17 protein-coding genes are annotated in these 20,250 nt (G+C 67.1%); 8 read left to right on the forward strand and 9 right to left on the reverse strand.

What is annotated here, in order from left to right; all coding sequences use genetic code 11:
* Positions 1-702: acyl-CoA carboxylase subunit beta (locus V5A20_RS03190; RefSeq protein WP_332326693.1), on the forward strand; the 702-nt coding region annotated here is incomplete at its 5' end.
* A 132-nt stretch (positions 703-834) separates the two neighbouring features.
* On the opposite strand, the gene V5A20_RS03195 is transcribed toward V5A20_RS03190, so the two are convergent.
* Positions 835-1,131: a GIY-YIG nuclease family protein gene (locus V5A20_RS03195; RefSeq protein WP_332316062.1), complete on the reverse strand. Its 297-nt coding sequence runs from the start codon at positions 1,129-1,131 to the stop codon at positions 835-837.
* Positions 1,132-1,254: 123 nt separating this feature from the next.
* On the opposite strand from V5A20_RS03195, the gene V5A20_RS03200 reads away from it, so the two are divergent.
* The gene (locus V5A20_RS03200) at positions 1,255-1,533 is read left to right on the forward strand and encodes an Lrp/AsnC family transcriptional regulator (RefSeq protein WP_332316063.1); all 279 of its coding nucleotides are present in this window, start codon (positions 1,255-1,257) and stop codon (positions 1,531-1,533) included.
* 86 nt (positions 1,534-1,619) lie between these two features.
* Here the strand turns inward: V5A20_RS03200 and V5A20_RS03205 are convergent, their stop codons facing one another.
* The gene (locus tag V5A20_RS03205) at positions 1,620-4,163 is read right to left on the reverse strand and encodes a M14 family metallopeptidase (protein WP_332316064.1); all 2,544 of its coding nucleotides are present in this window, start codon (positions 4,161-4,163) and stop codon (positions 1,620-1,622) included.
* A gap of 163 nt (positions 4,164-4,326) precedes the next feature.
* On the opposite strand from V5A20_RS03205, the gene V5A20_RS03210 reads away from it, so the two are divergent.
* Entirely contained in the window at positions 4,327-4,611 is a 285-nt protein-coding gene (locus V5A20_RS03210; protein WP_332326694.1) for a polyhydroxyalkanoic acid system family protein, read from the forward strand.
* 13 nt (positions 4,612-4,624) lie between these two features.
* On the opposite strand, the gene V5A20_RS03215 is transcribed toward V5A20_RS03210, so the two are convergent.
* On the reverse strand, positions 4,625-5,119 hold the full coding sequence (locus tag V5A20_RS03215; protein WP_332316066.1) for a DinB family protein: 495 nt from the start codon (positions 5,117-5,119) through the stop codon (positions 4,625-4,627).
* A gap of 165 nt (positions 5,120-5,284) precedes the next feature.
* Between V5A20_RS03215 and V5A20_RS03220 the strand changes: the two genes are divergently transcribed.
* Positions 5,285-5,959 carry a DUF2459 domain-containing protein gene (locus V5A20_RS03220; protein WP_332316067.1) on the forward strand — a complete coding sequence of 225 codons (675 nt, stop codon included), beginning with the start codon at positions 5,285-5,287 and terminating at the stop codon, positions 5,957-5,959.
* A 41-nt stretch (positions 5,960-6,000) separates the two neighbouring features.
* On the opposite strand, the gene V5A20_RS03225 is transcribed toward V5A20_RS03220, so the two are convergent.
* Positions 6,001-7,779 carry a SulP family inorganic anion transporter gene (locus V5A20_RS03225; protein ID WP_332326695.1) on the reverse strand — a complete coding sequence of 593 codons (1,779 nt, stop codon included), beginning with the start codon at positions 7,777-7,779 and terminating at the stop codon, positions 6,001-6,003.
* Between the two features lie 417 nt (positions 7,780-8,196).
* On the opposite strand from V5A20_RS03225, the gene V5A20_RS03230 reads away from it, so the two are divergent.
* The gene (locus V5A20_RS03230) at positions 8,197-8,892 is read left to right on the forward strand and encodes an NUDIX hydrolase (protein WP_332326696.1); all 696 of its coding nucleotides are present in this window, start codon (positions 8,197-8,199) and stop codon (positions 8,890-8,892) included.
* 118 nt (positions 8,893-9,010) lie between these two features.
* The gene (locus V5A20_RS03235; protein ID WP_332316070.1) at positions 9,011-9,556 is read left to right on the forward strand and encodes an OmpA/MotB family protein; all 546 of its coding nucleotides are present in this window, start codon (positions 9,011-9,013) and stop codon (positions 9,554-9,556) included.
* A gap of 99 nt (positions 9,557-9,655) precedes the next feature.
* Here the strand turns inward: V5A20_RS03235 and V5A20_RS03240 are convergent, their stop codons facing one another.
* From V5A20_RS03240 to rho, 3 genes are all read right to left on the reverse strand, one after another.
* The gene (locus V5A20_RS03240; protein WP_332316071.1) at positions 9,656-10,402 is read right to left on the reverse strand and encodes a TIGR01548 family HAD-type hydrolase; all 747 of its coding nucleotides are present in this window, start codon (positions 10,400-10,402) and stop codon (positions 9,656-9,658) included.
* A gap of 173 nt (positions 10,403-10,575) precedes the next feature.
* The gene (locus V5A20_RS03245) at positions 10,576-13,812 is read right to left on the reverse strand and encodes a S41 family peptidase (protein ID WP_332316072.1); all 3,237 of its coding nucleotides are present in this window, start codon (positions 13,810-13,812) and stop codon (positions 10,576-10,578) included.
* A gap of 97 nt (positions 13,813-13,909) precedes the next feature.
* On the reverse strand, positions 13,910-15,337 hold the full coding sequence (gene rho / locus V5A20_RS03250; RefSeq protein ID WP_332326697.1) for a transcription termination factor Rho: 1,428 nt from the start codon (positions 15,335-15,337) through the stop codon (positions 13,910-13,912).
* 580 nt (positions 15,338-15,917) lie between these two features.
* Between rho and recJ the strand changes: the two genes are divergently transcribed.
* On the forward strand, positions 15,918-17,672 hold the full coding sequence (recJ, locus tag V5A20_RS03255; protein ID WP_332316739.1) for a single-stranded-DNA-specific exonuclease RecJ: 1,755 nt from the start codon (positions 15,918-15,920) through the stop codon (positions 17,670-17,672).
* 21 nt (positions 17,673-17,693) lie between these two features.
* On the opposite strand, the gene V5A20_RS03260 is transcribed toward recJ, so the two are convergent.
* Both V5A20_RS03260 and pgeF read right to left on the reverse strand, forming a co-directional pair.
* A complete protein-coding gene (locus V5A20_RS03260) occupies positions 17,694-18,656 on the reverse strand; it encodes a YheT family hydrolase (protein WP_332326698.1) in 963 nt (320 codons plus the stop codon).
* Positions 18,657-18,700: 44 nt separating this feature from the next.
* The gene (gene pgeF, locus V5A20_RS03265; protein WP_332316741.1) at positions 18,701-19,468 is read right to left on the reverse strand and encodes a peptidoglycan editing factor PgeF; all 768 of its coding nucleotides are present in this window, start codon (positions 19,466-19,468) and stop codon (positions 18,701-18,703) included.
* A 177-nt stretch (positions 19,469-19,645) separates the two neighbouring features.
* Here pgeF and V5A20_RS03270 point away from each other — a divergent pair, with 177 nt between their 5' ends.
* Positions 19,646-20,242 carry an NfeD family protein gene (locus V5A20_RS03270; protein WP_332316742.1) on the forward strand — a complete coding sequence of 199 codons (597 nt, stop codon included), beginning with the start codon at positions 19,646-19,648 and terminating at the stop codon, positions 20,240-20,242.
* The last annotated feature ends 8 nt before the right edge of the window (positions 20,243-20,250 follow it).

The following is a 20,250-nucleotide window of genomic DNA, read 5'->3' on the forward strand; positions in this document are numbered from 1 at the left end:
GACATGCGGGACGTGATCCGGCACCTCGTCGACGCGGACGACTTCTTCGAGATCCAGCCCGACTTCGGCGAGAACCTGCTCACGGGCTTTTCGCGCATCGGGGGGCGCCCGGTCGGCATCGTGGCAAACCAGCCCGCGGTGCTGGCCGGCGTGCTCGACATCGACGCCTCGATCAAGGGCGCCCGCTTCGTGCGCACCTGCGACGCGTTCAACGTGCCGCTCCTCGTGATGGAGGACGTGCCCGGCTTCCTGCCCGGCACCGACCAGGAGTGGAACGGCATCATCAAGCACGGCGCCAAGCTGCTCTATGCCTTCTGCGAGGCCACCGTCCCCCGCATCACCGTCATCACGCGCAAGGCGTACGGCGGGGCCTACGACGTGATGAACTCGACGCACATCGGCGGCGACCTCAACTTCGCGTGGCCCACTGCCGAGGTGGCCGTGATGGGCCCAAAGAGCGCCGTCGAGATCATCTACCGCGACGAGCTGGACGCGGCCGACGACCCGGAGGCCGCGAAGGATGACTTCGTGGAGCAGTACCGCGACCGCTTCGCCACGCCCTATGTGGCGGCCGAGTACGGATACGTCGACGACGTCATCAAGCCGAGCGAGACCCGCGAGCGCCTCATCCGCGGGTTCGACATGCTGGAGAACAAGGTGGTCAACAACCCGCGCAAGAAGCACGGCAACATGCCGCTGTAGGCTGGCGTTGGCTCGGAAGCGAGACGGGTTGGTTCAGAAATGGTGTCCCGGCATCCACCAAGACAACAGCCGGTGGGCCGCGGAGCCCTGGCCGTCCGCGGTGCAGTGATCGCCCGGCCGATTGGGGGGAGCTCACGACACTGAATTCGTGCCGGGGTGCACGAGCCGCTCCTTCGCCGCCCGCCGCAGCTGCTTGATCGCGTACTCCCGCTGCATGGCGGCGGACTGGTCGTCGAACGTTTCCGTGTGCACCAGCGTCACCGGGCGCCGCCCGCGGGTGTACTTGGCCGCTGTGCCGTCGTTGTGCTCGGCCACTCGCCGCTCCACGTCCGTTGTGTAGCCGGTGTAGTAGGTGCCGTCGCTGCACTCGACGACATAAACGTGGTGCTCACCGGCGGTGCCGGAATCGGTCGAAGACGAGGCGCTCATGGAAAGGGGCGGATGGAAAGGAATCGTGATCGCGCGAGTGTGCGTTTGGCCGTCTGGGACTTTGGGCGTATATTGCCTTTGTACGTTCCAGCATTGTCTCTCTACGCACAGATCCCCCGCAACATGGTCACCGCAATTGTTCTTCTCGATACCGAGCGCGGCAAAGTCAACAAGGTGGCCGATGCGCTCGCGGCCCTCGACGGCATCACCGAGGTGCACTCCGTGGCGGGGCGGGTCGACCTCGTCGCCATGTTGCGCGTGGCCGAGAACGAGGCGCTCGCCGACCTCGTGACGAGCGAGATTCGTCAGGTGGAGGGCATTACGGACACCGAGACGCTCATCGGGTTTCGCGTCCACTCCAGCCACGACTTGGAGAACATGTTCGGGGTCGGCATGGACTGAATCCCCGTGGGGAAGAAGGAAGGGGAAGAGGTGAAAAGAGATTCCAGTTTCGTTTCCGCTCCCTCGTACCCCTCACCCAAGAACCACTACCCATTTCCCACAAAGAAGACGGCGTTCGCGAAAAGGACCTGCCCGTTGTACCAGAAGCCCCGAAAGAGAGGATTGTCGACGAAGTAGGTCACCTGCCCGTCCCCGATCGACTGCGTGCCGAAGAGGAACGTGTCGTCGACCGTCCGCTGCGCCTCGTGGCCCATGAAGCCGCTCACGGGCGCGGGGGCCTCCAGGGCGCCCACGGTCTGCCCCTCGTCGAGATAGGCAAACGCGTCGTCGTTGCGCTTGAGCGTGAAGTAGGGGGGCTCGACGCCGAAGCCCAGCGGGTGCGAGTCGTCAAGCTGCACGCGGTGAATGCTGCCGGGCGTGGCCCCGGAGAGGCGCTTCCGAGTCTGAGCGCCGTAGGGCGTGAGGGGGGCGTCCTCGGTCGTGTCCGAAGCGCCGGGTGTCTTGTGTGTGAGCGCGTACGGGGCTCGATTGGTCAGGGCCTCGTTGGCGGTGCCCATGGAAATGAGGCGCCCGCCCTGCCGCACCCAGTCCGTGAGGGCCGTGGCCCGCGCGTCGGTAAACCATCCGCCGTACCCTCCACTCGGAAGCACGAGCACGTCCACGTCCTCGAGCATCGAGGCCTCAAAATCGTCGGCGGGCAGGAGGGTGACGGGGTAGTCGAGCTGCCGGTCGAAAAAGTGCCACACCTCTCCGGCGCGGGACGCGCTCGTGGGCGGGCCTGAGAGTGCGGCCACGTGTGGAGCCTCCACAAACCCCACGTTGTCGGACCCGAAGTCCGGCCCCTGCGGCGTGAACCCGGTCGATGCGCCGTGGAGCGACTGCTCGTGGGCCTCGGCCAGCCGCTGCACCGTCGCGTCGAATCGGTCGGTCCGGCTCGTATTGCCGGCGCGGGTGAGAATAAGGGCGCCCGGCTCGAACGAGCGGTCGTCCACCGTGAACGACTCGGTGGCGAAACGAAGCCGAAGCCCCTCGTCGAGCAGCGCCGCCGCGAAGCGGGCGTCGGCCCGGCTCGTCCAGGGGGTGACATAGGCGTAGGGGGCGTCCGTGTCGCCGGTCAACGGAGCGGGCGAGGCCGGGGCGGTACGGGTGTCGGGGGCGACCGACTCCGGCAGGGCCAGCGCCTCGAGGCCGTAGGCGTACGGCAGGCCCCAGGCGGTAATGTCGTACGTCAGGGAGTCGACGATGGTCGTCTTCGGCTCCAGGAGCACCTTCGCGAGACGGGCCTTCGGCTGGGCCGCGTTCACGAGAAGGTCGCCTTCCTGCAGGCGCATCTGTTCCGTTTCGCCGCTGTGGTAGCTGCGCCCGCGCACCCTTTTCGGCTCGGTGACGTAGCCGTAGCGGATCCGCTGGCGGTCGAGGTGGTCGGTGAGGGCCGCGAGCCGGTGCCCCTGCGCGTCCCGTCGCACGGCGTAGGTCCGGTACTCCCCGGGCGGGGTCTCCTGGGCCGAGGCGTAGTAGTCCTCAAACTGCCGGACCACCCGCTCGTGGTGGTCGGCCGTCGCCTCGACGGTGGAGAGGCCGGTGGTGTGGTGACGGCGGAGGCGGTCGAGCAGCGTGAGCGTATCGCCCTCGGCGGTGACGATGGCGCGCCCGGCCCGCCCCGATCCGCCCTGTTCGTAGGTCATCCCGATGGCGCCGTTAAAGAGGGGCCACGTGTCGCCGTAGCCGGGGTAGAACAGGTCAAACACCTCTTCGGTGAAGTAGAGCCACCCATTCTCGTCGAAGTAGTCGGCGTTGTTGCGCCCAATCGTGAACTGAAAGTCGCGCTGCCACTCGGTCAGGGTTTCGTGGAACGGCTCGGCCCCCGGGGCAAAGTAGTACGGCTCGTCCACGCCCATCTCGTGGAAGTCGACGTGCACGTGCGGCATCCAGCGATGGTAGGCGTCGAGCCGTTGTCGCGTCTCCGGTTGTGTTCCCCAGGCCCAGTCGCGGTTGAGGTCAAAGTAGTAGTGGTTCGTGCGGCCGCTGGGCCAGGGCTCGTGGTGCTCGCGGGCCGCCGGCCGGGCGTTGGGCTGGTCCCCGGCCATGCGCTTGTACCACTGCACGTAGCGCTCGCGCCCGTCGGGGTTGAGAAGCGGATCGAGCAGCACCACCGCGTCCCCCAGCCAGCCGCCCGTCCGGCTGTTCTGGGGGTCGCCGAGGGCGTAGAGGGTGCGGAGCGCCGCCTCGGTGGAGACGGACTCGTTGCCGTGCACGCCGTAGCTGAGCCAAACGACGGCCGTAGGCTCAGCCTGGGGCACGCCCTCGACGAGGCCGGCGCGCTTCCGGTTGTCGCGGCGGAGCGTCTCGAGGCGGTCGTGGTTATCCGGCGCCGTCACGGTGGCGAGCAGGAGCGGGCGCCCCTCCACCGACGTGCCGTACTGGCGATGGGCCACGCGGGGCGAGTGCTCGGCCACGTGTCGCACGTAGTCCACGACCCGGTGGTGGGGCGTAAACTGCTCGCCGAGCTCGTACCCCAGGAAGGTGGCGGGCGACTGCAGGGCCTCCGACGGCTGGGCCGAGGCTGTAAGGGGCAGAAGCAGCAGGCCAAGAACAAAGAGGCCGAGGCGGGAACGGAGGGCAGGGCGCATGGTGGGGGCGCGGAAAGGAACAGACGACGCACCTCCACAACAAACGACGACGACAGGGCACTTACAAGGGGCCGACAGGAGGAAAGCATAGGCGGCGCGAACGGACAGGGCGACTCGCCGTATCCATTCTTCTCTGCATGCTTTTCTAAATACGCCCGTGCCAATGGCCGACATCGACATTACCCGCTCGCACTCCCTGGGGCTCGACGATGGACGGGGGGCCGTCGAGCATGTTGCTGAAAAGCTCGAAGCCCAGCTCGGGGTCGACGCCGAGTGGACGGGGGACACCCTGCAGTTTAGCGGGCAGGGGGCCGACGGCCACATTGAAGTGGAGGCCGACGCAGTGCACGTTGCGATCACCCTCAGCGCCTTTCTGCAGCCGATGCGCAGTCGCGTGGAGGCGGAGGCGGAAGAGTACCTGGATCGCGCCCTCCAGTCGCAATCGTAGGTGGCACGGTCGGCTACTCGGCGTCTCCGCTGGGGGGCCAGAGCCCGAGCTGGCGGCGCACCGTGACGATCTGCCCGACGTGGTAGGCCGTGTGGTCGGCCACGAGCATGGCCTCGCGGAGGTACGTGTGCTCGTCGCTGGACGGGACCGTGTTGTAGAGGTCGATTGTCTCGTCGGCAACGAGATCGCACAGGGCCTCCTGATCGTCCTGCACCTGGGCCACGGACTCGTCCCACGCCGTGGGAGTGGAGGGAGCGGTCGTATCGGGCCAGTAGTCGTGCGGCCACTCGCCGGCCTCGTAGTCCGAATGGCGGCAGTAGTCGAGGATGTCCCGCTGCGCGCGTCGGATGTGCTCAACGAGCTCCCACACGGAGTACGGCAGTGCGTCCGGGCGCTCGCCGCGACGACCTGTGGGCATGTGGGCCACGGCGTCCGGGAACGTGCAGTGGGCCTGTCGGGCGGCGAGGAGGTCCGTGAGGTGGGAACGGAGTGCGGCGTTCTGCTCCATGGGGGTTGGGCTATAAATTCGAGGGGCTCCGCCCGGTTAGAATAGCCACTGTACGGCGCGAATGCAGGGGGGAGAGGCGAGACAGCGGAGGAGTGTCGGATCCTGGACACGGTGCCGCTAATTGAAGGGGATCCTCTTTCTCTTCCCGACCCCTCGTTCCAGTGAATGCAGTGGCGCCGCGGTCTTCTTGTCGGCGGAGTGGCCGTGTGGCTCGTCGTGCTGGCGGCGCGCTGCCACCTGCCGCGTCAGGCCGTCTCGCCGGGGGAGGGGCCCGACAGCACGAGCGTCGTGTACGTCGTCAAGCACGGCTGGCACGCGGGCATTGCCGTCCGTCGGGCCGACGTGCCCGACGGTCGGTGGCCGGTGCACGGCGATGCTGCCAACGCTCGGTACCTGGAGGTAGGCTGGGGGGAGGCGCGCTACTACCCGGGGCAGTCGCGCGGGGTGTGGGGGGCGGTTCGGGCTGGGGCCTGGCCCACGGGCAGTGTGCTTCACGTTGTGCCCATTCAGCGTTCCGTTTTCGACCGATTCGGGAGGGAGACCGTCGTCCGCGTGCCGGTCTCGGCCGCCGAACTTGAGGCCCTCACCACCTTTGTTGCGGAATCGTTCGCGGTCGACTCGACCGGGCGTGCCCCGGTCGCGGCGCCGGGCTTCTACATCGACAGTCGCTTCTACGCGTCGCCGCTGACGTACCACGTCTTCAACAACTGCAACCATTGGGCGGCCGCCGCACTCGAAGCCGCAGGGTGCGACGCGTCGCCGCGCTGGACCTTCACGGTGGGACAGGTGGTGCGGCAGGCCCGCGAGTGCGGAACGCTCGCGCAGCGCGAGGAAGAGTGATGGGCATCCCGAGGGCGCGGTGCGTCCCGCATTACGACGTCTTACGACGCCGCGGGTGTCGCCTCCTTCTTCTCCGGCTCCGTCGTGGCGAAGTACTGCTCGACGCGGTCGGTGTCCTCCGCCGCGTCCCAGCGCTCCAGCACGCTCACGACGGCCATGTGGGGGTCGAGGTGAAACTTGTTCTCGCCGAGCAGGGCGTGCAGCCCCGAGCGGCGCACCACCTCGCGCACCGGCCCGATGAGGCCCGTCAGGTGAAGCTCAATGTCCTCCTCCTCCAACGATTCGACGACGGAGAACAGGGCCTCGATTGCCGTCGTGTCGAGGCCGTTGATGCTGCTGCCGTCCACGATGACGACCTTCACGGTGCGGCCCTCGCGCTCACTCTTCTCCAGGATGAAGTCCTTAAAGTACTCGGCGTTGGCAAACGAGAAGGAGGCGTCCACGCGCAGGACCATGATGCCCCGGAGGCGGGCGGCCTGCTCAAAGCGGTCCGGGTCGCGGAAGAGGCGGGTGCCGGGGACGTGCCCGAGCTCGGCCATGTTGGGCCGGCTAATTCGGTAGAGCACGGCCACCAGCGAGGTGCCGATGCCCAGCAGGATGCCCTCCTGGATGCCGATCAGCAGTGTGCAGGCCGCCGTAAAGAGGGCAATGTAGCCGTCGCGCCGCCGGGCCTTGAAGAGACTCCGTAGCTCGTGCAGGTCGATGAGCCCGATCCCGGCCACGATAATGATGGCGGCCAGGGCCGGCAGGGGCAGGTAGTAGAAGAGCGGGGTCAGGAAGAGGAGCGTGAGGGCAATGACCCCAGCCGTGAACCAGTTGGCGAGGGGCGTCTGGGCCCCCGTTTGGTCGTTGACGGCCGACCGGGAAAAACTCCCGGACACGGGAATGCTCGAGAAAAAGGACCCCACGAAGTTGGCCGCTCCGAGGCCCACCAGCTCGCGATTGGGGTCGATCGTATACCCGTGCCGCGTCGCAAAGACACGCCCCAGCGAGACGTTCTTCATGAACTGCACAAGGGCCAGAGTGAAGGCGGCCGGGAGCAGGGCATTGAGCGTGCTCAGGTTGAGGGTCGGCAGGGTGAGGGGCGGAAGGCCCTCCGGGATGGAGCCCACCACGGCCACCCCACTGTCTTCGAACGAGAACGCATAGCTGGCCACGGTGGCCAGGGCCACCACGACGAGCGCCTCCGGAATCGCTGGGGCCCACCGGGGGAGCAACAGAAGCAGGGCGATGCCGGCGGCCCCAATGCCCAGCGACAGCAGGTGCACCTCTCCAAGGTGCTGGAGGGCGCGCCAAAACACAACGTGGACGTACTGCGAGTTGCCGAGGTCGACGCCGAGGAGGCTTCCCAGCTGACTGAACGAGATGATGAGTGCCGCGGCGGAAGTCAGCCCCGTAATCACGGGCCGCGATAGCAGATTGGCGACGAATCCGAGCTGCATGGCGCCCATCGCAATCTGCATCAGCCCCACCATCGCGGTTACAATGATGGCCATCGCCACGTACTCGCCGGATCCCACCTGGGTCACGGCCCCGAGCCCCGCCGCCAGGATCAGCATGTCGAGCGCCTGCGGCCCGATGGCCAGTTGGCGCGACGTGCCAAAGATGGGATAGATGAGAAGGGGGACGAGGGCCCCGTACAGTCCATAAATGGGCGGCAGACCCGCGATGACGGCGTACGCCATCGCCTGCGGGATCAACATGACGCCCACCGTCACGCCGGCCGCCCCGTCCTGCCGCACAGTCTTCGGGGTAGACGTCGAAATCCACTGGTTGAGCGTGAGGCTCTCCCGGAACCACGTCCAGGCTTGGTGCCACATAGAAAAGGAGCGTGCCTCGGGGGCAGCCCTATTCGTAGAAGAACGGAGGGGCCGCGCGTGCTTGCGCAGATAGACGTGCAGATAGACATGATGCGTAGAGCACCAGAAAACCGGAGGCCCGGGGGTTGATCCGAGCGGAGAATGAAGGAACTGTGAGAATGCGACCCCGACGTCGCTCCTTCGTCGATGGAAGCCTGCGCGGCGGGATCGAAGCGGCACGTTCCCCACGCAAATCCCCTACGCAAATAACGACACTTTTCGTTCGTCTGCTCTGCGGCGATTCTTCCTGGAACGGGGCCCCAGGCCGTCCGCGGCATGCGTGTTTCGCTTTTCTGTGCCCTGCTCACAGGGTCGCTGTAGGCGTACCCTCTCCCTCCGTTTCTTTAAATCTCTCCCCCACCGTTCCTGGCGTCGATCATGCTTCTGTTCTATCCCGTTGCCGCCCGTGATCCTGACCCGTCCGTACTCGCGGAGCAGGGAGTCTCCGCCCCCGACGATGGGGTGCGACTGTGGACGACCCTCGAGGCCCTCCCCGAGGACACGGGGCCGGTGCTCGTCGTGGATCCTCGGAGGCTTCCCGGCCGCCCCCCGGAGAATGGACAGTCGGTGCATGTGTCGTCGGTGCCCCCCGCGGCGATCTGCAATGCGGATCCGTACCGGGCCCCTGCGCCCGTGACGGCGGGTGGGGGCTACGTGGGCTGTCCCCTCCCGGACGACGTAGCGCTGCTGCTCATCTTTCGACGGGGCGTGTGGGACCTTCCCAAGGGAACGAAGGATCCCGGCGAGTCTGTGGAGGGGTGTGCCCGGCGCGAGGTGCAGGAGGAAGTCGGGATCGAGGCGCTTCGCCTGGTCTCCACGCTCGGCACCACCCAGCACGGCTATCCGGACGGGGACCGCTACGCCGTGAAGAGGACGCACTGGTACCTGATGCGGACCCCGGAGCGTGCCTTCGAGCCCGACCGCCGCGAAGGGATCCGGCGAGTGGCCCGGGGGCGATGGTCGGTGGCCCGGGCACACATGGGGTACGATACACTGCGACGACACATGGACCGCGTCGAGGACACAGTGCGGGCGGCGCTGCGATCGTCGATCAGCCCTCCGGGGTCGTCGTAGAGAACGGCGGTGCGCACATCGACGCGTCAGGGCTTGTTCTCTCTGTGTTGCATTCCAGCGTCGCAGTGGGGACTTTAGAAAACCTACATCACGTCCCGCCCCAAATCCCCTCAAGTCGATGCGCTTCTTCTTGGGTCTTCTTCTGGCCGTCACGCTCGTCGGGTGTCAGCAGCAGGGCAATCAGGGAACCGTTCAGGAGCTGCGGGCCCGGGTGGATTCCTTCCAGGCCGCCACTCAGGACCTGACCCGTGAGGTGCAGACGCTCCGTGATTCGGCCCGGACGCAGGACGAGGAGACGACGCTCGGGCCGCCCATTTACTTTCCGTCGGGCAGCGCCTGGATCCCCGACCGCGGCCGCCGGCAGCTCGACAAGCACGCGGCCACGATCAAGGAGGAGTATCCGGACGCGGGCTTCCGCGTACAGGGCTATACGGACCCTGTGCCCATTGGCCCCAGCCTCAGGGACACCTATCCGAGCAACTGGTACCTGTCGGCCCAGCGGGCGGCGGCGGTGGCCCACTACCTCGACACGAACCACGGCATCCGGACGGAGAGCCTCGAGATTGAGGCGTTCGGGCCCCGAACGACGGTGGGGGCAGACGAGACGCCGGAGCGACGCCGCGAGGACCGCCGGGTCGAGATTGTGGTGGAGGATGGGTCGTAGCCCACGCCCTGTGGGACGGGGGACAACAAAAAACGGCAGGCCCGGGGCATGCCCGAGCCCGCCGGAACGGTCTGGGTGGTTTGGTCCCTCGAACAGGGGTTATCGCGCCGTTTGGGCAGGCGTGCGCTCCCCGAGGGTGGACAGCACATCGGGCAGTGTGTCGAGGTCATCGATCACGACGTGCGCGCCATGCTCCTCCAGCAGCGGCTTGTGATCGTCGGCCTCCACGTACGGGGGCACGACCCCGATGCGCCACATGCCGGCCTTGCGGGCCGCATCCATGTCGTCGACAGAGTCGCCGACGTACACGGCCTCCTCCGGGTCGATGGGGCAACCGGCGGCGGCCAGCATGGTAAGAGAGTGTTCGAGGGGGAAGGGGTTGGGCTTCTGACGATCCCCCTGCTTCTCCTTGCCCACCAGGAGGGGAAAGTGGCTCGTCCAGTTCTGATGGTCGAGCGTCCACTGGGCCTCCTCCTCGGGCCGCCCGGTGACGATGCCCAGGATGTGATTCTGGTTGAGCGTGTCGAGGGTCTGGTCGTCGATCAGCGGGGGCTCCTCGGTAATGAAGCCGTCCCAGTCGTCGCCGCGGTAGCGGTCCTGAAACTCGTCAATCACGCGGCTGATGGGGACCTCCATCGCCGTGTCCGTGACGATGGCGTGGGTGAGCTTCCAGTCGTCTTCGAAGCCGCCGTAGTTCTTGTACCGTTGGATGGCATTCTCTCCAATCTGGCGGCCGGTGAAGTGCTCGACCGTCTCCTCAATTGCGCGGCGATATGAGCGGGAGACGTCCACCAGGACGCCATCCATGTCGAACAGCAACGCACGGAGGTCTACGTTCTCGGGCATGGAGCGGAGGTTGGAAATGGGTGAGACAATCGCGACCAATCTTCCTACACAGCGGGCCCGTCATTCGGTTCCCCGACGGGCCCTGGGCGGCAGCATGTGCAGAGGCGAAGGGCGGGGGCGGCGCCCTCCGGCTCCCAATCGGCGCGGGGTGAGAGAGGAGAAAGGGCCACCCACTACTCGGCGTTCTCGTTCAGCAGGGCCTGCACGGCGCGGCGCAGCTGCGGATCTTCCCCGTCGGCCTTGATGCCCGGCGGGTTTGCGACCTGGATGTCTGGCCGCGCGGGGCCATGCTCCATGTTTTCGTCGGTCTGGTGGACATACCAGGCCCGAAACGGCATGCGCACGTAGGAGCCGTCGAGAAGGCCCGCGCCGCCGGTTGAGATCACGGCGCCAAAGGTGGGCTGGCCCACGAGCGTGCCATGGTCGAGGTTCTTGAAGGCGTGGGAGAAGATCTCGGCGTTGGAGTAGCTGTTTTCGTTGGCGAGGGCGGCCACCGGCTTCGTCCAGGCCGCGTAGGGGAGCCGCTCGCCGAAGGGGTAGTGTCCGCGGAACTGCGTGTGGTTCTGCTGGAGATTGTCCGTGGCCCCGCGGGGCACCGTGTAGGCGTGCCGGCGCACGTTAAGCACGGTCATGAGGTAGTCGGTCGTCCAGCCGCCGCCGTTGTAGCGCACGTCAATGAGGAGGCCCTCCTTGTCGTGGCCGCTGGCGTACAGCTCCCGCTCGAAGTGCTCGAAGCTCTCCCAATTCATGCCCTCCACGTGGATGTAGCCGAGGCGGCCGTCGGAGTACTCCTCGACGAGCGCCTTGCGGTTCTCCACCCACTCGCGGTAGAGCTCGTCGCCGAGGTCGCCGGCCGGCCGGAGGCGCACGGTGCGCTCCGTCCCGTCGGCGCCGGTGACGCTCAGGAGGACCTTCTCCTCGACGGTGCCTTCCAGCAGCCGGTAGATGTTGCCGGCCTCGGTCACCGCCTGGCCGTCCACGGCCGTAATGACGTCCCCCTCGCGGAGCGTGCTGGCCTCGCGGTCGGCGGGGGAGCGCGGCACGACCCGCTGGACCTCCACACCGTTTTCGACCGGATCCAGCTCCACCCCGAGGCGCCCGGTGCGCTCGTCCTGCGTCTCGGCGCGGTCGCCGGCGTAGTAGCCCATGTGGCTGGCGTTCAACTCCCCCAGCATGCGGTTGACGACGGTCTGGAAGTCCTGCGCGGTGGAGGCCTCCATGGCGCGCGGTCGGTACTCCTCCAGGAGCGCCTGCCAGTCGTCGCCGTGGAAGTTGGGGTCGTAAAAGCCCTGGCCGAGGGCCCGGCCTACCTCGTCGAAGATTTGAGTCCGTTCCGCCGCGTGGTCCACCGTCATGGAGGCGCTGAAGGACAGGGGTTCGAGCTTGTTGCTCTTGACCGGGACGCGGGCCAACTGCCCGCCGGAGTGGGCAAAGAAGATCTGGGAGTAGTCCGGCGAGAGGCGAACGGCGGAGGGGCTGACGTCCCCCTCCGTCACGCGGGTTCGTTCGGAGCCGTCCCACTGGATGCTGTACAGGTCGACCTCGGAGTCGTAGTCGGCGGGGCCGGCGTCCCGGCCGCCCACGAAGTAGAAGGTATCCCCGTCTTCGGCGATGATCGGGTCGCCTTCGCCGCCGGGAAGGGCCGTCACGCGCTCGAGGCGGTCGTGAATGTTCTCGAGGTCGATGTTCACCTCGGGGGGCGCGTCGTCTTCGGAGCTTTCTGCGTCGGACTCGTCCTCAAGCGCGTCCCAGTCGCGCTCCGTCTTTTCCCAGTCCTCCTCCTCGAGCCACACGAACCAGATGTCGTTGTCGTTGCCGCTGCGGTTGGAGACGAAGCCGAGCTTCGAGCCGTCGGGGCTCCACACCGGTTCGCCGTCGCCCTTGGGATGCTGGCTCACGTTCACGGGTCCGGTGGAGCCGTCGGCGGCGTGGATGAAGACGTCGCTGTTGAAGTTGAGGTTGTTCTGGCTGTACGCGAGCCAATCGCTGTCGGGGCTCCAGGCCACGTCGGTCGGGGCGTTCCAGCCCTCCGCGAGGACGGTCTCGTCCTCGATTGTGCCCTCCGAGACGGCGGCCGTGATGAGCTGTCCTTCCCCGTAGGCCGTCATGGCGCCCCGCCGGAAGGCAACGCGGGAGCGATTGGGCGCCATCGCGAGCACACGCTCGCTTTCCGGCGTATCGGTGAGTCGAGTCACCTCATACTGCAGGGCATCGTACAGATCGCCCGGGTGCTCGGTGTCGGCCGACGTGAGCCGGTAGAGGTCGTACTGGTTCCCGGCGCGGTCGGAGGAGAAGACAAGGGTCGAATCGTTCATCCAGGCCACGCCCCGGTCCCGGTACGCATGGTCGGTGAGGCGCGTGGTGCGGGGCTCGCCCGTTTCGTTTTGCATGAGGAACAGCTCGCCCCGGAGCACAAGGGCCACCTGCTCGCCGTCCGGCGAGACGGCGTAGTCGCGCACACCGTCCGTCATCTGCATCTTCTCGGTGGGGCTAAACCGGTAGTCGCTCGGGACCGTGACATCGAGCGGGCGCGGCTCACCGCCGTTCTCCATCACGAACACACTGGTCTGGCGCTCGAAGGCGACCACTGAGCCGTCACGACTCGCGCTCAGACTCCGCACGCCGTCGTCCTCGTACGTGGTGACGGCTTCAGGCGCTCCGTCTGCGGCCCCCTGATCGGTAAGGGAGAGGCGGTGGACGTTGTAGGCGCCGCTCTGTTCGCTCACGTAGAGCAGCGTGCGCGGGCCGGTCCACACCGGCGTGTGGTCGTTGCCCGCGTAGGTGGTCACCTGCGTGTAGGTGTCATTTTCCGTGTCGTACACCCACACATTCCGATCGGCGGGGCCTTCGTAGCCCTTCTTCGCAATGTCGTTGTACCCGCGCTCGAAGGCGATGAACCGGCCGTCGGGCGACATGCGCGGCGCACTGCCCACGGCGTCGAGCCGACGGTCTGGGGTGCCGCCCTCCGCGTCGACGGTGTAAATTTCGTCCGACCACTCGGCCTGGGCGTACGTGCGGCGGGTGGTAAACAGGAGCTGGCCGTCCGGTGTCCATCCGCCGATGGCGTCGCCGGTGGAGTGGTACGTGAGACGGGTCGGCGTGCTGCCGGCCGCGTCCATCACGTAGAGGTCGTCGTTGCCGTAGCGGTCGCTCGTAAAGGCGATCCGGGTGCCCTCGGGGCCCCAACGGGGCTCGCCCTCGTAGGCCTCGTGGATGGTGAGGCGCTCGGGCGTGCCGCCGCCGACAGGGACGGTCCACAGGTCGCCTTGATAGGACACCGCGATCCGATCTCCATCCGGGTGCACGGCCGGGTGGCGCATGAAGGGATCGGCGTCCTGTGCGGAGGCCGGAGCCGCAACGAGGAGAAGCGAGAAAAGCGAAAGGCCGAGGGAGAGAAGGGTTGTGCGCATCGTGATGCAGAGGAAAGACAAGAGACGCAAAGATGCTCAGGAACGAGGCCCGTCCGGAAAACATCCGTTCGGAAAAAGAGGGGTACGGGACCGAATGCTAATTCATCATCTCCAGGAATTCTTCGTTGTCGTCCGTCCCCTTCATCTTGTCGAGGAGGAACTCCATGGCTTCGATCGGCTCCATATCCGCCAGAATCTTCCGCATCACCCACACGCGCTTGAGCATCGGCTTGGGCAGCAGCTCCTCCTCGCGGCGGGTGCCGGAGCGAATGAGGTCGATGGCCGGGTAGAGGCGCCGGTCGGCCATCTCGCGGTCCAGGACGATTTCCATGTTGCCGGTGCCCTTGAACTCCTCGAAGATGACCTGGTCCATGCGGCTGCCCGTGTCGATGAGGGCCGTGCCGATGATGGTGAGGGAGCCGCCCTCTTCGACGTTGCGGGCCGCGCCGAAGAACCGCTTCGGGCCGCGCAGCGCCCCGGCCTCAATGCCGCCGGACAAGGTGCGTCCCTTCTCCGGGGTGACGGCGTTGTGGGCGCGCGCCAGGCGGGTGATCGAATCGAGCAGCACGCACACGTCCTGTCCGGACTCGACGAGGCGGCGCACTTTGAGCAGCACCGTGTCGGCCACCTCCACGTGACGCTCCGGGTCCTTGTCGAAGGTGGAGGCCACGACCTCGCCCTCCACGGTCCGGTCCATGTCCGTGACCTCCTCCGGGCGCTCGTCGATGAGCAGGGTGAGAAGATGGGTGTCGGGGTGGTTGGTCGTGATGCCGTGGGCGATTTTCTGCAGCAGCACCGTCTTGCCGGCCTTCGGAGGCGAGACGATGAGCCCCCGTTGCCCCTTGCCGATGGGGGCGAACAGGTCGAGGATGCGGGGGCCGTAGCTGTCCGACTCCACCTCGAGGGTAAAGCGCTCTTCGGGGAAGATGGGGGTCAAAAACTCAAAGTCATCCCGCTCGTCGAGCTCCCCTGGGGCGCGGCCGTTGATCGAGTCGACCTGGATAAGGGCGAAGAACTTCTCGCCTTCCTTCGGGGGGCGCACGCGCCCGGCAACCGTATCGCCCTCCTGCAGGCCGAAGCGCTTGATTTGGGACGGCGAGACGTAAATGTCATCGGGGCTCGACTGGTAGCTGTACTCGTCGGACCGGAGAAAGCCATACCCGTCGGGCAGAATCTCGAGCACGCCGACCTTTTCGATCATGCCCCGAAGCTCCGTCTCGTTGGGGTCGTAGCGGCGCATGTAGTCCGGTTTCCCGGAGCTCCGGTTCGTGGAGGCCTCCGGAGAGGATGCCTTGGCCCGGTCGCCCGACGGGGAATCGCCCGACGGGGAATCGTCCGACGGGGAAGAGGCTTCTGTCGCGTCGGCCTCGGGCTCCGTGCCCGACGCTGCCCCCTCGGCCTGTGCCTCCAGAATGCGATAGATGAGATCCTGTTTGCGCAGGCTGGAGTAGCCGGTCAGATCGAGCTCCCGCGCGATCTCGTGGAGCTCGTCGAGCTTTTTGTCCTGCAGGGTCGAGATTTTCATAGAGTCACTCACGGGTCGAGAGGCCGCGCGGGCCAGATGGGGTTATCGAGGGGACTGAGTGGAGACGACGTGCCCCGAAAACGAATGAGGCAACACGGGGGGCGTTTGGAACGACAGGGGCAGGGGGCGTCGCGGTGAAAAGGCATGGTGACGCAAGTGCTGGGTCGTCTAGGCCCGGGGAGGAATGGGGGCTCCGGCCCGCCGGCGCTCAGACGAGGAGGGGAAAAACCTGTCCGCTGGGGACGGTCCGGCCACGGCCCCACCGTGCCGGGCCTCATGGCCTTCACTCCGGACAGCATACACAAAGTGAACTGGACTCGCTGCTACGGACGGCACATCCGGTTGGTTCACAATGGAGCCGTTTTCGAAGAAGGACGGAGAGTGGACCACGGGCCGGGCCGAGGGTCCGTTTCTCTTCGGGACACAGAAACCAGCGAAAAACACACCTACCTGGGAGTCTTGTGCCGTGCATGCTCGTTTTTAAGAGGAATCAGTCCGTTGCGTTACAACGGAAGGGTTGGTGTGTCTTATATATTCCAACCCCGTTACGCGTCTTCTTCGCCGGTTTGCCCTGTCGCCAATGACCTACCGATGGATCCCGCGCTCCCTTGATGCCCCCGACGTGGTGCCCCGTCTGCAGCGCAAGCTCAATGACCTGCCCGAGCCGCTCGCCCGGGCCCTTGCCCTGCGAGACGTCACGACCTTCGAGGAGGCCAAGCGGTTCTTCCGGGCCGACCGGTCGGCCCTGCACGACCCGTTCAGGATGGCGGACATGGACGCCGCGGCGGCCCGCCTGTCAGAGGCCATTGACGACGGGGCGTCGGTGCTCGTGTACGGCGACTACGACGTGGACGGGACGACGGGAACGGCGCTCTTTACGGACTTTCTGCGCTCCCGGGGCGTGGACGCCTCCTTCTTCGTCCCGGACCGCTACGAGGATGGGTATGGCCTCTGCCGGCGAGGCCTCGACGCGGCGGCCGAGCGGGGCGCTTCGCTGGTCGTGGCGCTCGACTGCGGCATTACGGGCCACGAGGAGGCGGCTTACGCGCAGGAGCTGGGGCTCGACCTCATCATTGCGGACCACCACACCCCCAAAGAGACGCTGCCCGATGCGCTGGCCGTGCTCGACCCGAAGCGGCCCGACGACGAGTATCCGTTCGTAGAGTTGTCCGGGTGTGGACTTGCATTCAAGCTCGTGCAGGCCCTCCTTGCGCATCGCGACGAGGACCCGGAGGCTGCCTTTGACTACCTCGACCTGCTGGCCCTCTCTACCGCCAGCGACATTGTGCCGCTCTACGGCGAAAACCGGGTGCTCATGGCGGAGGGCCTGGAGGCGCTGCAGCGAAGCACGCGTCCGGGCGTCCGGGCCCTGGCGGACGCCGCCGACCTCGATCTGCAGACGGTCACCTCCACGGGCAACATCGTCTTTACCCTGGGCCCCCGGATCAACGCCGCGGGCCGCATGGAGCACGCCTCGGCGGCGGTCGAGCTGCTCCTTGCCCAAGACTACGAGGAGGCCGAGCCGCTCGCCGCCGAGCTCGAAGACCTGAACCGCGAGCGGCGACGCATCGACGACACCATCGAAGAGGAGGCCATCGAACGGGCGGAGCGCCAGATCACGGCCCGCAGCCCGCATGCACTGGTGCTCTACGATCCGGACTGGCACCTGGGCGTCATCGGCATCGTGGCCAGCAGCCTCGTGGAGCGGTTCCACAAGCCCACCATCCTGCTCACCCACAACGGGGAGGCGGTGAAGGGGTCGGCCCGCTCCATCGAGGGCATCAACATCTACGAGGCCCTGGCGGACTGCGAGGACGTGCTTGCCCAGTTCGGGGGGCACGACCACGCGGCGGGCATGTCGCTCTCGGCCGACGCCATCGAAACGTTTCGTGACCGGTTCGACGACGCCGTCGGTGAGCGGGTGACGCCGGAGCTCCTCACGCCGTCGATCAAGGTGGACGCCCCGGTGGACCTGGACACGATTGGAGCGGTCAACGACCGCTTTTGGGCCGTGCTCAAGCAGTTCGGCCCGTTCGGCCCCTCCAACCCGACGCCGGTCTTTCACGCCGAGGACCTGGACGTGGTCTCCGCCCGCACGGTGGGGAGTGACGACAGTCACCTCAAGTTTGAGGTGCGACAGCGAGATGCCTCGGCCGGCGCCACCTACGACGCGATCGGGTTCGGCATGGGCGAAAAGCTGTCGGTGCTCCGGGAGAGCCAGGAGACCGGCACCCCGGTGGAGCTGCTCTTCTCACTGGAGGAAAACACGTGGAATGGGCAAACAACCCTACAGCTGAAGGCGCGGGATGTACGGCTCGTGGAGGGGGCGGCATGACGGCGAGAGCAGGGCGTCGCGTCACGAGAGAAACGACGTGGTGCGGCGCTCGGACCAGTACTCGCCGCGGTTGTTGAAGGCCACGAAGCCGACGTGGCCGCCGCTTTCCGGCACCTCCAGGGTCAACGGGCCGTGGGCCCGCGCAAGTTCGCGGGGATAGCACGAGGGCGGAAGGAATGGGTCGTTGGCGGCGTTGAGGAGGAGGGCTGGCACGGAAATGTCGGGGAGTAGCGGCTTGCTGCTGGCGCGTCGGTAATAGTCGGTGGCGCCCTCGAAGCCGTGGAGCGGGGCCGTGTAGGCATCGTCGAACCCGCGGAGGGTGCGAATTTCTTGGAGGTGCCTGGTCGATACTCGATCCGGATGCTGCCGGGCCTTCACCCGCATCTTCCGACGGAGCGACCGGAGGAAGTACTGGACGTAGTGCCAGTTCGTCCACCGATCGATCCGGTCGGCCGAGGCACTGAGGTCGACGGGGGCCGAAAGCGCCGCGGCGCCTCGGATGCGGGCGTCCACGTCCCGGCCGCGCTCGCCGAGGTACTTGAGCGTGAGGTTGCCCCCGAGGCTGAAGCCGACCAGCGACACGGACGTGTAGCCTTCGGCGAGCACGCGGTCGATGACCAAGGCAAGGTCGTCGGTCTTGCCACTGTGGTAGGTGGCCACCTGCCGGTTTGGTTCGCCGCTACAGCCGCGCAGATTCAGAGCACAGGCGTCCCATCCGCGCCGGACGAACGCTCGGGCCATCCCCCGCATGTAGCCGCGGTCGGCGCTCCCTTCTAGGCCGTGTGTCAGGATGACGACGCGCTCCGAGGAGCCGGGCCCGGCCGCGGCCCAGTCGAGGTCGAGGAAGTCGTCGTCCGGGGTGGCGAGGCGCTCGCGGCGGTCGTACTCGAAGTCAACGCGCCGCAGCAGCGACGCATACAGGGTTTGCCGGTGGCCGCCATTGAGGCCCGGCGGGGGAGAGTACGATGAATCGAGGATGGGCACGGCCGTGGGGGGATGGCGCTTGGATGAGGACGCGGGGCCCGGCGTCAGTGACGGAGCACGATGGCTCCGAACATGCGTCCGGTATCCCCTTCACTCGCGCGGTGAGAGAAGAAGGTGTCCGTATCCTGTAGTGTGCAGTGGGAGGACTCCTCAATGGCCGCGCCCGGCACGCCGGCCCCCTCAAGCTGACGACGGAGGGCGGCCTTGAGGTCGACGTGGGGACGGCCGTCCGCTTCGGGGTAGCTCACCACGGCGTCGTCGAACTGGGCCGCCACCTCGGGACCCACCTCGAAGGCCTCCCGGGACAGGCACGGCCCCACGTAGGCCCGCACCTGGGCCGGGTCCGCCCCCCGGTCTGCCATGGTGGCAACGGTGTGGGCGGCGATGTGACGGACAGTGCCCCGCCATCCGGCGTGGCACGCCCCCACGACCTCGTGCTCTGGGTCGGCCAGGAGCACGGGCGCGCAGTCGGCCACGGCGATGGCGAGAAGCAGGCCGGGCGTGGTCGTAACGAGGCCGTCGCAGAAGGGCTCGTGCCGCGGCGCGTCGATCACGCGGACCGTAGACCCGTGGACCTGCCCGGCCGTCGCGAGCCAGGCCGGGTCGGTGTGGAGGGCCGCGCAGAACCGGCGCCGGTTTTCTTCGACGCAGCTGGCCGTGTCGCCCACGTGGCGGCCCAGGTTGAGGGTGTCGTAGGGCGGGCCACTTACGCCCCCGTGCCGGGTGCTCATGCCGGCCGTCACGGAGGGCACGTCGGCAAAGATGCGGGGGCGAAGGAGCGGGGACCGGTCGGTGGTGGGAGCGGCGGGCATGACAATGAGCGGTGAATGGAGGGACCCCGACGGGTCAGGCCAACCGGGAGCCCGCGGATCGGTTCGCCAGGCGAAGAGGTGGGGCGATGCAACCTCTGTCGTCTTCAGGCGTGCCATAAAATGTCTTCACAAATGTCGAAGGGCGGGCACTCACAGATACGGTTTCTCTCTCCAATCATGGACCTCGATCCGACCCTTCTCACGTGGGCCTTCGTCGTCGGCGGGACGCTCCTCATGCTCATCGAGGCGGTGGTGCCGGGAGGCATTGCGTTTTTTCTCGGCATTGGGGGTGTGGTGGTGGGGGGGCTCCGGGCCCTCGGCCTGCTGGTCGACCCGCTGTCGTCCATCGTCACCTGGGTGTTTTTGTCGACCGGGCTCACAATTGCGCTGCGGCCGCTCATGCTGCGCTTCGTGCAGGGGGAGGTCTCGCTGGCCATGACCGACGAGGACGCCGAGGCCATGGGCGAGACCGTCACGGTCCTTGAGCCGATCGGGCCGGAGAGTCCGGGGCGCATTCGATTCCGGGGCGCCAGCTGGGACGCCCGCACGCTCCAGGGCCGGCTGCCGAAGGATGCCGAGGCGCAGCTCCTCTACCGCGACAACCTGACGTGGGTCGTGGAGCCGGCCGACCACGCCGACCTCGACGCCGAGTTGTCCGAGGCGATTGGGGAAGACGTGTCGAAGGGCGACAGCCCCCGCTCCCGGGACCCCGAAGACCGTCCCTCCGACGAGTCCGGGCTCGGGTACGACCCGTCGGCCCGCTCGTCCAGCTAGCCCCCATT

Origin of the sequence: Salinibacter sp., from assembly GCF_036626415.1 — a bacterium.
Lineage (GTDB): Bacteria > Bacteroidota > Rhodothermia > Rhodothermales > Salinibacteraceae > Salinibacter.